Here is a 12143-nt window from a genome sequence, read left to right as displayed (position 1 = left end):
GCGGAGTTCAGGCGATCAGCGCCAGCAACTCGCGCGCCTCGGCCTTCTGCCACGGGTCGCCGTGCGCCACCACCAGGCGCAGGATGCGGCTGGCCTGGTCGAGATCGCCGCTGTCGATGCAGGCACGGGCCCGGTCCAGGCTGGCCGAGGCCTCCTCCGGCGGCACCGTGGCCAGCTCCGGCTGGTCGAGTTCGAGGTGTTCGTACTCGGCGACATCCGGCAGTTCATGGAGATTGCTCTCGAACGCCAGGGGCTCCTCCTCCGCCGGTTCCGCCTTGCCGGCAGCGGCGCGGCGCGGCAGGTCGGGGTTGTCCAGGGGATTCTCCAGGGCGCCCCAGTCGAGATCGAGATCGAGGTTGAGGTCGCCGAAGCCGTCGGCGCCCGAGGTCGCATCCGGTTGCTGCAAAACGGGCGGCTCGGCCAGCGGCAGGTCGCTCCAGTCGTCGTCCTTGGTTGTTGCCGCCGGCGTCTCGGTCGCCGGCATCTGTAGCAGCGCCGGGTAGCGTCCGCGCAACTCGTCGATGGCCTCCGGGTTGCCGCCACTGGCCAGGGTTTCCTCGGCCAGCGCGTCGAAGCCGGCCGCATCGCCCAGCTCAGCCAGCACCAGCAACAGCTTCATCCGCGCGCTCAGGCGCTGCGGCTGCTCGGCGAGTACCTGACGCAGCAGGTCGCGGGCCTGTCCGTAGCGACCGTAGGCGATATAGATGTCGGCGCCGTCCAGCTTGTCCGCCGCAGCCATGGCGGCGCGCGGAGCGGCGGCCGGAGCAGGCGGAGGAGACGGCGGCGGGCTGGAGGGAGCGGCGACCGGCGGCCTGGCCTGTTCCTCGACCTTTGCCGGCGCCGGTGCGGCCGCCGGGGGGCGCGGCGCACGCCGCAGCGGCAGGTTCAGGGCGACCCGGCGCTTCGGTTCGACCGCCGGGACAGGAGCCTCTTCGCGGCGGCGACGCAACAGCAATACGCCGAGCAGGGCGAGGACCAGCAGCAGGACGATCATCCAGCGCCAGTGCTGCGAGTCCGTCAGCGTTTCAACCGGTTGCGCAACCGAAGGCGCGGCCGCGGCGGGCGGCGGCGCCGCGGGCCGCACCGCCTGGCGCCGGGCCAGTTGCTGTTGCAGTTCGGCGACCTGGCGATCGCGCTGCTGCAGTTGTTCCTGCAAGGCCTGCAACTGGCGTTGCAGATCGTCCATCCGCTGGCTCAGTTCCTCCCGTTGCCGGGCCAGCGCCTCGGCCTCGGCATCCGCCTGGCGCTGCGCCTCGACGAGAGCCGCCGGAGCGTTTTCCACCACGGCGGCATCGGCTGGCGGCAGGACTTCCACGGCCGCCTCCTTCAAGGCGCCGGGCGCGCCTCGCTCCGGCTGGTAGCCGGCCGGCAGGCGCAGGCGCGCGCCGGCCTTGAGCCGGTGCCGGTCGGCATTGACGAAGGCCTGCGGATTGAGCTGGTACAGGGCCTCCATGAGTTGCGCGCGATCGGCGTTGCCGGCACCACGCAGGCGTCCGCTGATGGCCCAGAGGTTGTCGTTGGGGCGAGCCAGGTATTCGTCGCCCGGCTCCAGCAGTGCCGGGTCTACGACGACCGCGGCACTACGCGGCGCAGGCACCGGCGTCGAGGATTGCCGCTGCGGCTCGATCCCGCTGCGCGCGGCCGGAAGCATGCGCGGCGTATAACCGAGCGGATCGAGCAGTACGGTGAATTCGCGGACGATGCGGCCGTTGGGGCGGGCCACCTCCACCAGGAAATTCAGGTAGGGCTCCTGCACCGGTCGGCTCGAGGACACATGGATGCGATTGCCACCGCGCCCCTGGAGCACCGGACTGAAACGCAGCTCGTTGAGGAACTGCAAGCGTTCCACCCCGGCCGCGGCGAAGACGTCGGCGCCCGCCAGGCGGACCTCGATATCGTCCGCGCCGAGATCGCCGACGTCGAGCAGTTCGATATCCGCATCCAGCGGCTGGTTGAGCGCCGAATGCAGGGTGATGTCTCCCACTCCCAGGGCGCTCGCCTGCCCGGCCAACAGGCACGACCAGGCACACAACATGACACGCAAGGCTTTACCGGGCATTCCGTTCTTTTCTCCGCACTTCGAGCACACAGCCGGCCAGCGGTCGACTGCTACATCTATTTCACGTTAGCCCGAATTTCGCCCCGTACAGGGCTGGACGCACCACATGGCGCAAGACATGGCTTTTTGCCATCACTGAATAGAGGAATGCCGTGGAAACGGTCAAGATTTTTCGTCAGAAAACCGACGAAAACCTCTGTAGAGGGCTTTCGGACGAAAGCCCAGGAGGTGATGCCATAAAAATGGCGATTCTAGCGGAATTTCGTGACGCAGTGCTCAGCGCTTTTCCAGGTTCGCCAGGATTCGCAAGAGCACCTGCTGGCACAGCGCCTGCTCGGACTCGTCGATGCCGGTCAGTACGTCGTTGCGAACGCTGGCGGCGATGGCCTCGATATCGGCGATCAGCACATCGGCCTTGGGCGTCAGCACGATGTGCTTGGCCCGCCGGTCCTCCGCCACCGCCAGGCGCCGTACCAGGCCCTGGGACTCGAGGCCGTCGAGCAGCCGCGCCAGGGTCGGGCCTTCGACCCCGACCGATTGGGCCAACTCGCGCTGGGTGGGCGAATCGCGATGGCGCGCCAGATGCAACAACACCAACCAGCGCGCCTGGGACAGGCCGAGGTGACTGAGGCGGCGGTCGAGTTCAGCGCGCCAAGCACGGGAAGTCTGGGCTAGCAAGGTGCCGAAATAGTGCTTGTCTGTCTGAGCCATAGGAAAAAGGAGGTCCGATATTTCATTTGACTAATTATTAGTCGGCTAATAATGCCCGTCCAATTTCCCCCCGTACAATGACAAATTGTCGCACGATATGCCCAGGCCAGGCCCTGTCTACCACTTCGCGTACTGGTCCTCGACGAAGCCCCAGAGCCGCTCGATCCTCACCTCGGCACGACCTCGCGGACGCAGCACACCGCTGAAACAACCGAATATCTGCTTGAAGTTGCTCGCCAGCAGACCGAGGTTCAGCCGCTCCTGATGCATGCCGTGAGCCTCGAAGCGCAGCTCCACCTGGCCATCGTATGAACGGATGGTCCAGGGCCGCAGCGGCTGGTCACGGTCGAAGTCGAAGCGCACGCTGTCGACCTTCAGCAGTTCGCCGTCCAGCCAGTAGCAGTTCTCGGTGAAGCTGGTCTCGTTGACCCCGCACGACAGGTTCAGGCCGACCCGCAAGCCGTCCGCCTCGCCGGACAGGCAAGCCCAGTTCCAGAAGGTTTCCGGGCGCATGTAGCCCGCCGACCAGTCGTGATGGGCGAAGGCGTCCAGCGCCTGCAGGTCGTGGTCGCCGAGGGCGCTGCGCACGTCGCCGCGACAGCGCACGCCGGCCACCTTCTGCGCGTAGACCCAGCCGTTCACCGCGGTCGGCGTACACAGGCACATCGGCTGGAAGCTCGGCGCCTCCTCGCTGAAGCAGGCGTCGATGCGGGTGCCATCGTCGAGTTCCACCAGCAGGCGTTTCTCCCGGTGAGCCATACGGTTCTCCAGGCGTAGCAGGTTGCGCCCCTGGCGCAGTTCGCAGACGCCGTCGTCCGGGGTCTGGGAAAACCGGGTTCCGAACCCCAGCGGCAGCTTGAAGCGCCGCTCCAGCATGCGTCCGCTGGAAGGCTGGTAGAGGTAGACGAAGCCGACGCCAAGCAAGCTCAGCTGAGCCAGGGCGCAGCCGCCGATCAGCTCCGGGCTGATCAGGCCAAAGTACTGGAACTGATGGAAGCGTCGCCATTTGCCCAGGGCCCCCACGCGCCGGCCCATCGGCGAACGGAAGTCGAAATCGCGGTAATTGATGTGCTGCGGGGCACTCGGGAAGATGCCGTAGTGCGGTTGGCCGTTGGCCTGGATCAAGCGCTGCATGGGGTCCGTCCGGAAGTCGTCTCGCGGTGGGGCCGGCAGCTCTGCGAAGAGCGGCCGTGCCTGGCATTTTTTCCTGTCGAACCTAGCATTCGCCGCCTCGTCCCGCAGTCACCGGCGGCGCCAGCCACAGGGACAAAATCGGCCATGGACTCAGGCCACCACCTGGTTGCGGCCGAACGCCTTGGCTTCGTAAAGCGCGCGATCGGCATGCTCGTAGAGATCGTAGAGACGCTTCAGGTCGTTGCCCGGGGTCGGCCACAGGCAGGACACGCCGACCGACAGGGTCACTTCGCGCGCCGTGTCCGACGCCTCGTGCTCCATGCGCAGCGCCTGCACCTGTGCGCGCAGCGCTTCCGCGCGCAGCCTCGCCTCGTGCTCGTTGGCGCCGTACAGCAACAGGGCGAACTCTTCGCCGCCCAGGCGCACCGCCATGTCCAGCGGACGCCTGGCATTCGCCTCGAACACCGCGCCGATGCGCTGCAGGACCGCATCGCCGGCCTGGTGTCCGTAGCGGTCGTTATAGGCCTTGAAATGGTCGACGTCGCAAAGCAGCAGCGCCAGGGTCTTCTGTTCGCGCTGGGCCTGGCGCCAGAGGCGGTCGAGGTGCTGGTTGAAGCTGCGCCGGTTGTGCAGGCCGGTCAGGCTGTCGTGGTCGGCCATCACCCGCAACAGGCGGCTGATGAGGAAATGCTCGCGCGACTTGAACTCCAGCAGGTAGCAGCCGACCGCGCCGATCAGGTTACCGAACAGCAGGAACAGCAGGTTGTTGCCCAGCGGCTCCTGGGTACCCGCCCACCACTCGAAACCCAGGTAGGCGAGCAGCACGACCAACGCACAGCTCAATGCCTGCGACAACCGCAGGCCGGCGAGGAAATAGGCGGCGAAACTGACCAGCAGCAGGCCTTCGTAGGGATAGCCGGGATCCGCCCGATGCGCCAGGCCGACCACCGCCGCCGCACCGACGCCAAGGGCGAGGACGCAGGCGATGCTCAGCGGCACCATCAGCTGGATGTGCCGGCGCAGCATGATCAGGCAGCCGCAGACCAGTAGCAGGACCAGCACGCCAAGGCGCACCGCCAGTACGCCCCACAGCGGGGGACCAGCGAGGATCAGCAGGTCGATGCCGATGAACGCCAGCCAGACGAGCATGCCGACGCTGAGGGCGATGCGTTTCAGCGCGAAGCTGTCCTCCAGCATGTAGCGCCGGTAGTCACGCTCCAGTTCGGGAAGGAAACGCAGACCGCGGAAACCGCGGTTCAATTGGTCGGCATAGAGGTTGGAACGGGAGTCGTCCAACCGGTCCTTCTGTGTCACGCACACCTCTTCTCTTGGAGGGCTTGGCGTCACAGTAGACGCTTGCGAAGGACGTCACAAGATTGGCGTCAGAAAATACCGGCAAATGGCCATATCACGACTCCAGTTCCACCTGCAGGGCGGCGCGCACGCAGTGCAGCACGCCACTCGGCACCCGCTTGCCGAAACGCTCCTCCAGCGCCGCCACCGGCGGCAGTTCGCCGTCTTCCTCGAGGAAGGCGTCCTGGATTTCGCCGAGGAGTTCCTCGGGCAGATCCAGCGCCTGCTCCAGGCTCACCTGCTGACCGGCGATGGCCTCGGCGAGCATCGCGTAGACGTTCTTCTCGCTGCAATTGAGCTGGCGGGCTATCTGCGCCGGGGTCATCCCCGCACAGGCCAGGCTGGCCAATTCGTGGCGCAGGTCCTGCGGCGGCGCGGCGGGCGCCGCCGGCGAGTCGGTGAGGACATCGAGGAAGGCCTGGCCGTAGCGCTCCAGCTTGCGCGCGCCGACCCCGCTGACCTGGGCCATGTCGGATAGCGAGCGCGGCTGGCTGCGGAGCATTTCCAGCAGGGTCGCGTCGGGGAAGATCACATAGGGCGGCACCGAATGCTCTTCGGCCAGCTTGCGCCGCAGCGCGCGCAGGGCCTCCCACATTTCCCGCTCTTCGCTGCGCACCAATTGGCTGGCGGCGCTGGCGCCGCCGCTGGAGGAGCCCTTGGCGCGCTGTGGTTTGAGGTCGCGGCGCAGCTCCAGCCGCACCTCGCCCCGCAGCAGCGGACGACAGGCCTCGGTCAGGCGCAGGCCGCCGAAGCCGTCCAGGTCGACGTCGGCCAGGCCGCGCGCGACCAACTGGCGGAACAGGGTCCGCCATTCGTCTTCGCCACGCCCCTTGCCGATCCCGAACACCGCCAGGTGCTGGTGGCCGAGACTGCGGATCTTCTCGGTCTCGCGGCCGAGCAGGATATCCACCAGATGGCCGACGCCGTAGCGCTGGCCGCTGCGGTAGATCGCCGACAGCGCCTGGCGCGCGGATTCGGTGGCATCCCAGGTTTCCACGCCGTCCACGCAGTTGTCGCAATGCCCGCAGGGCTGCGGCATCTCCTCGTCGAAATAGGCCAGCAGCGCCTGGCGCCGGCAACGGGTTTCCTCGCAGAGCGCCAGCATGGCTTCCAGCTTGTGCCGCTCGACGCGCTTGTGCCGCTCGTCGCCCTCGGAACTCTGCATCATCTGCCGCAGCAGCAGGACGTCCTGCAGGCCGTAGGCCATCCAGGCGTCGGCCGGCAGGCCATCGCGGCCGGCGCGGCCGGTTTCCTGGTAATAGGCCTCGAGGCTCTTGGGCAGGTCGAGGTGGGCGACGAAACGCACGTTGGGCTTGTCGATGCCCATGCCGAAGGCGATGGTCGCCACCATGATCAAGCCTTCCTCGTTGAGGAAGCGCTTCTGGTGGTGGGCACGCAGTTCGTTGGACAGTCCGGCGTGATACGGCAGCGCGGGGAAGCCCTGGTTGCCGAGGAATTCCGCGACCTCCTCGACCTTCTTCCGCGACAGGCAGTAGACGATGCCGGCATCGCCGCGCCGCTCGGAGAGGAAGCCGAGCAACTGCTTGCGCGGCTGCTCCTTGGGCACGATGCGGTAGAAGATGTTCGGCCGGTCGAAGCTGGAGAGGAACTGCTCGGCGTTCTGCAGGTGCAGGCGCTGGATCATCTCCTCGCGGGTACGCATGTCCGCGGTGGCGGTCAGGGCGATCCGCGGCACCTGCGGGAACAGCTCGGCAAGCTGGCCGAGCTGCAGGTATTCGGGACGGAAGTCATGGCCCCATTGCGACACGCAGTGCGCTTCGTCGATGGCGAACAGGCCGACCGGCAGTCGTTGAAGGAAGGCCAGCATGCGCGGCTGGACCAACCGCTCCGGTGCCAGGTAGAGCAGCTTGATCTCGCCACGCTGCAGGCGCTCGGCGATGTCCCGCTGCTGCTCGGGGTTGAGGGTGGAGTTCAGCGCCACCGCCGGCACGCCGAGTTCGTCCAGCGTGGCGACCTGGTCCTCCATCAGCGCGATCAGCGGCGACACCACCACCGTCAGGCCTTCGCGCAGCAGCGCCGGGACCTGGAAACACAGGGACTTGCCACCGCCGGTGGGCATCAGTACCAGCGCATCGCCACCCTCGGCCACCCGCTCGATGATCCGTGCCTGGTTGCCACGGAAGGCGTCGTAACCGAAAACGTCTTTGAGGATGCGTAGGGCTTGCTCGCGCATGAAGGACTCCAAATCGAGCGGCGCATTATACGCCAGGGAGGCTCGATCGGGCCGGTACCTTGTCGCCGGAAAGGACGAAAACCTCAGCGATAGCGCTGACGTTCCTGTTTGAAAAGGATGCGGACGATGGCGAATTCGCGCTCCATCTGTTCGATCAGCGCCGGCGCCCGTTGCAGGTCGCCGCGCCTGGCGCTTTCCTCCAGCTCCTTGCAGTAGTCGGCGAGGAGTACCGCGCCCATGTTGCTGCTGCCTCCCTTGAAGCTGTGTGCGGTATGCCGCAAAGCCTGGGCATCGCCGGCCTGGAGGGCGGCATGCAGGCTGCGCAGGCGCTCCTCGGAGTCGAGCACGAAGGTATCCAGCAGGACCGGATATTCGTCCTCCATGACCTCCTGCAGCGAAGCCAGAACACGATCATCGAGATGCGGCGCGGACATTCGATCGCTCCCTGAAGTCGACTTCCGATGCCCTACCCATTAGGAGCACCGCGACGAAAGCGCGATTATGCCTGAGGCGACCAGAAAAACTCCACGGACACCACCTTTCCGTCGGCCGACCACTGGCAACGATCGGACAATTCGCGGATCAGGCGCAAACCCCTGCCGCAGAGGCGTTCCTGGCGCTCCACGGCATTCAGCGCGCGCTCCACGTCGAAACCTTCGCCGCTGTCCTCGACCCGCACCAGCAGACGCCCCCCCGCGCCATGCGGCGCCAGGTCCAGGTGCAGTCGCACGTAGCCGTCGCGCAAGGCCTGCAGGCGGCTGACCCGCTCCTGGTAATAGCGGGCGAATCCCGCCGCGTCGCTCTTCATCGTCGAATCGAGGCCGATGACGCCATGTTCCAGGGCGTTCGAATAGAGTTCGGCGAGCACCGTATACAGCGCGCCGCCGCGCGCGCGCAGGTCGTGGACCTCGAGCAGCAGTTGCAGCACATGGGGCAGCGGGTTGAAATGCTTGAGGGTTTCGGCGCGGAATTCGAAGCTCACCGACCAGTCCAGCGGACTGCTCACGCCGCTATCGGAAAACGCCAGCGGCGGGCATTGCAGGCCGCTATCCGGCTGCAGCCGCACTTCGAGCATGCTCACGTCGTCCTGCACCGCGCCGCGGAACTGCGCCAGGCTGCGCTGGATCTCGTCGAACAGCGCGGACGGCTGGCGATTGCGCTCGAACAGCTGGAGCAGCCGCGCCTCGCCGAACATCTCGCCAGCCTTGTTGCTGGCCTCGAGGACCCCGTCGGAAAACAGGAATATCCGATCTTCGATATCCAGCGGATAGGTTTCGCAACGGTCGCTGAACGCCGCCGGTTCGAGGATTCCCAGCGGCAGGTGGCGGGACACCAGGGCGACCCGCTCGCCGCTGGCGGCGCGCAGCAGGTAGCCGTCCGGCAAGCCGCCGTTCCAGACCTCCACCAGTTCGCGCTGGAAGCTCAGGTTGAGCAAGGTGGCGCAGCAGAACACGCCGACCGGCAGGATGCGCTTCAGCTTGGCGTTCATCTCGCGGAGGATGTCGGCCATCGGATAGCCCTTGGCGGTCATCCCGTAGAACACCTCGGCCAGCGGCATCGCGCCGATCGCCGCCGGCAGGCCGTGGCCGGTGAAGTCGCCGAGCAGCACGTGCATGCCGCCGGACGGCTTGTAGGCGGCCAGCAGCAGGTCGCCGTTGAACAGCGCGAGGGGCGATTGCAGGTAGCGCACGTTGCTGGCGTTCAGGCAGCCGGAATGGGCCACCTTGTCGAACACCGCCTTGGCCACCCGCTGTTCGTTGAGCAGGTGCTCGTTGTGCCGGACGATCAGGTCGCGCTGCTCCAGCACCGTTCGTTGCAGCAGGTGCAGACGTCCCATGGCGTTGATCTTGGCTTCGAGGATCACCCGGTTGTACGGCTTGGAGAGGAAGTCGTCGCCGCCCGCCTCCAGGCTCTGCACCAGCGCCTCGGTTTCGCTGAGGGAGGTGAGGAAGATGATCGGCACCAACTCCTCGCCGGCCTGCTGCTTGATCCGCCGGGCAGCCTCGAAGCCATCCATCACCGGCATCATCACGTCCATCAGGACCAGTTGCGGCCGCTCGGTCTCGAACAGCGCCACCGCCTCCAGGCCGTTGCCGGCGGTCAGCACGCGATGCCCCTGGCGGCTGACGATGGTCGACAGCAGCAGGCGGTCGGCCGCGTTGTCCTCGGCGATGAGAATCGTCAGGCTCTCGATCCGCGCCGCCGGGGGATTCATCTCAGCTGATCTTGAACAACTGCTCGAAGTTGGAGATGGCGAGGATCTTGCGCACTTCCGGGCTGCAGTTCGCCAGGCTGATCTGCGCGTTCTCGCCGCCGGCGTGGTCGCGCAGCAGCAGGAGCATGCCGAGGGCCGAGCTGTCCAGGTAAGTGGCGTTGCGCAGGTCGACGACATAGCGTCGCGGAGTGATCGCGACGCGCTCGTAGGCGTCGCGGAAATCCTGATGGGCCCCGAAGTCGAAGCGCCCCTGGATCTGGATGGTCAACTCTTGCCCATCGGCCGAGGGCAGCGCAGTGATGGCCATGGAAGTCTCCTGGTAGGCGTGGCGGATCGAGGGAAGGCTTGAATCATGTAAGCAGTTCCCCGGCAAAGCGGCAACTTGCCGGATCACCTGACTATCAGAAATATCTGTCAATACAACTAGATCGCGCAGTCCTAAACTGCCCCGCTCCGAGCCAGCCGTCCTGTGCCGAGCGGGCTGCGACGGCGCCGCCGCGCGTGGCGCTCGGAGCCTGGGCAGTGGGCGAAAGTCTCGTCCCACCTGCCCGTCCCAAGCGGACCCGCGCCAGGCTGCCAGGTCACCCCCGGCGCAACCTGGCGCGGGTCCGCTTCCTTGCGCTACTTGGCCCGGTAGATGATGCCCGGGCTGCACTGCACCATCTGGTAGTGGTCGGGCAGGTTGTTCAACGCCTCGGAGGCGCCGAGGAACAGGTAGCCGCCAGGCTTGAGCGTGCCATGGATGCGCAGCAGGATGTCGCGCTTCACCTCGGCGGAGAAATAGATCAGCACGTTGCGGCAGAACACCATGTCGAACTTGCCGAGGCTGGCGTAGCTGTCCAGCAGGTTCAGGGCACGGAACTCGACGCGGCTGCGGATCGCCGGCTTGACCGCCCAGCGCCCCGGTCCCTTGGCGTCGAAATAGCGTTGCAGACGCTCCGGGGACAGACCGCGGCCCATCGCCAGGGTGTCGTATTCGCCGGCCTTGGCGGCGGTGAGCATCGACCCCGACAGGTCGGTGGCGACGATCTGCACGCCCGCCTTCAACTGCCCCAGGTTGGTCTTCTCGAACTCGTCGATGGCCATCGACAGCGAGTATGGCTCCTGGCCTGACGAACAGGCCGCCGACCAGATCCGCAGGCGCTGCCCGCCGTTGGCCTTGATCAGTTCGGGAAGAACCCGCTGCTTGAGCACCTCGAACGGGTAGGTATCGCGAAACCACAGGGTCTCGTTGGTGGTCATCGCGTCCACCACCATCTCGCGCAGGCCGCCGCGCTGGGTCTGGATGCGCTGCACCAGCTCTCCCAGGCTCTTGATGCCCTGCTGCTCCATCAGCTTGTTCAGCCGGCTCGAGACCAGGTACTGCTTGTTGCTGCCCAGCACAATGCCGCAGGTCTTCTCGAGGAAGACCCTGAACAACTCGAAATCCGCATTAGCTGCCGACACGCATAAGCCTCTTCGCCCTGGGCGACCGGAACGCAGCCGGTCGCCCGTATTCACATTGTTGTCGAGGGCCGATCGCTCAGCCCGCGTCCACCGCCTTGATCCGCTCCACCACCCGCGCCGCCAGATCGTCCGGACGGAACTTGGCGAGGAAGTCGTCCGCACCGACCTTCTTCACCATCGCCTGGTTGAAGACCCCGGACAACGAAGTATGCAAGAGAATGTGCAGTTTCTGCAGGCGGGGATCGCTACGGATTTCCGCCGTCAGGGTATAACCGTCCATTTCCGGCATTTCGATGTCGGAGATCAGCATCAGCAGCTCGTCTTCCGGACGCCGTCCCTCGGAGAGCATGTTCTGCAGGTACTCCAGGGCCTGGCGCCCGTCGTTGAGCGCGGTCATTTCCACGCCGACCGCCTCCAGGCAACGGATTACCTGCTTGCGCGCCACCGACGAATCGTCCACCACCAGCACCCGCTTGGTCACCGCGCGGCTCTGGGTCTCGGCGTCCACCACTCCGTGGGACACTTCCTCGGACGTCGGTGCGACCTCCGCGAGCACTTTTTCCACGTCGATGATTTCCACCAACTGCTTGTCCACCCGGGTCACCGCGGTCAGGTAATGCTCGCGGCCGGCGCCCTTGGGTGGCGGATGGATCTCTTCCCAGTTCATGTTGACGATGCGCTCCACCGAGCGCACCAGGAAGCCCTGCACCTTGGTGTTGTACTCGGTGATGATCGCGAAGCTGTTGGTCAGGTCCTGCAACCCGCGGCGGCCGGTGGCCAGCGCCAGGTCGAGGATCGGAATGGTGCCTCCGCGGATGTTCGCCACCCCGCGCACCACCGGGCTGGACTTGGGCATCACCGTCAGGCGCGGGCACTGCAACACCTCTTTCACCTTGAACACGTTGATGCCGTAGAGCTGGTTGCCGTCCAGGCGGAACAGAAGCAGCTCCAGACGGTTCTGTCCGACCAACTGCGTACGCTGGTTGACTGAATCCAAAACACCGGCCATTGGCGCTCCCCTCAGACGGTCG

The 12143-nt window shown here is 66.2% G+C and carries 10 protein-coding genes; all 10 read right to left on the bottom strand.

The genetic code is table 11. The features are described 5' to 3' along the window. Nucleotides 1-7: 7 nt before the first annotated feature. The gene (locus AC1RB9_RS08230; RefSeq protein ID WP_033873611.1) at nucleotides 8-2059 is read right to left on the bottom strand and encodes a motility hub landmark protein FimV; all 2052 of its coding nucleotides are present in this window, start codon (nucleotides 2057-2059) and stop codon (nucleotides 8-10) included. A gap of 276 nt (nucleotides 2060-2335) precedes the next feature. Next, nucleotides 2336-2770: a MarR family transcriptional regulator gene (locus tag AC1RB9_RS08225; RefSeq protein ID WP_003091721.1), complete on the bottom strand. Its 435-nt coding sequence runs from the start codon at nucleotides 2768-2770 to the stop codon at nucleotides 2336-2338. 117 nt (nucleotides 2771-2887) lie between these two features. Beyond that, nucleotides 2888-3904 (bottom strand): DUF2804 domain-containing protein, encoded by a 1017-nt coding sequence (locus AC1RB9_RS08220; RefSeq protein WP_003098754.1) that lies wholly within the window; start codon nucleotides 3902-3904, stop codon nucleotides 2888-2890. Between the two features lie 150 nt (nucleotides 3905-4054). After that, on the bottom strand, nucleotides 4055-5224 hold the full coding sequence (locus tag AC1RB9_RS08215) for a GGDEF domain-containing protein (protein ID WP_003119637.1): 1170 nt from the start codon (nucleotides 5222-5224) through the stop codon (nucleotides 4055-4057). 88 nt (nucleotides 5225-5312) lie between these two features. Then, the gene (gene recQ / locus AC1RB9_RS08210) at nucleotides 5313-7451 is read right to left on the bottom strand and encodes a DNA helicase RecQ (RefSeq protein WP_003091724.1); all 2139 of its coding nucleotides are present in this window, start codon (nucleotides 7449-7451) and stop codon (nucleotides 5313-5315) included. An 83-nt stretch (nucleotides 7452-7534) separates the two neighbouring features. Next, the gene (gene htpB / locus AC1RB9_RS08205) at nucleotides 7535-7885 is read right to left on the bottom strand and encodes a two-component system sensor histidine kinase HtpB (protein WP_003452948.1); all 351 of its coding nucleotides are present in this window, start codon (nucleotides 7883-7885) and stop codon (nucleotides 7535-7537) included. A 65-nt stretch (nucleotides 7886-7950) separates the two neighbouring features. Continuing rightward, complete coding sequence (gene hsbR / locus AC1RB9_RS08200) at nucleotides 7951-9666, bottom strand: two-component system response regulator HsbR (RefSeq protein WP_003098751.1); 1716 nt, start codon at nucleotides 9664-9666, stop codon at nucleotides 7951-7953. A 1-nt stretch (nucleotide 9667) separates the two neighbouring features. Then, the gene (gene hsbA, locus AC1RB9_RS08195) at nucleotides 9668-9973 is read right to left on the bottom strand and encodes an anti-anti sigma factor HsbA (RefSeq protein ID WP_003091727.1); all 306 of its coding nucleotides are present in this window, start codon (nucleotides 9971-9973) and stop codon (nucleotides 9668-9670) included. Nucleotides 9974-10287: 314 nt separating this feature from the next. After that, the gene (gene cheR / locus AC1RB9_RS08190) at nucleotides 10288-11112 is read right to left on the bottom strand and encodes a protein-glutamate O-methyltransferase CheR (RefSeq protein WP_003091728.1); all 825 of its coding nucleotides are present in this window, start codon (nucleotides 11110-11112) and stop codon (nucleotides 10288-10290) included. 76 nt (nucleotides 11113-11188) lie between these two features. Further along, nucleotides 11189-12121: a chemotaxis protein CheV gene (locus AC1RB9_RS08185; RefSeq protein ID WP_003098747.1), complete on the bottom strand. Its 933-nt coding sequence runs from the start codon at nucleotides 12119-12121 to the stop codon at nucleotides 11189-11191. Between the last annotated feature and the right edge of the window lie 22 nt (nucleotides 12122-12143).

This window comes from Pseudomonas sp. 20-5 (assembly GCF_056782835.1).
The sequence above is the reverse complement of the archived record's forward strand: the minus strand, read 5'-3'. Positions and strand labels throughout refer to the sequence as shown.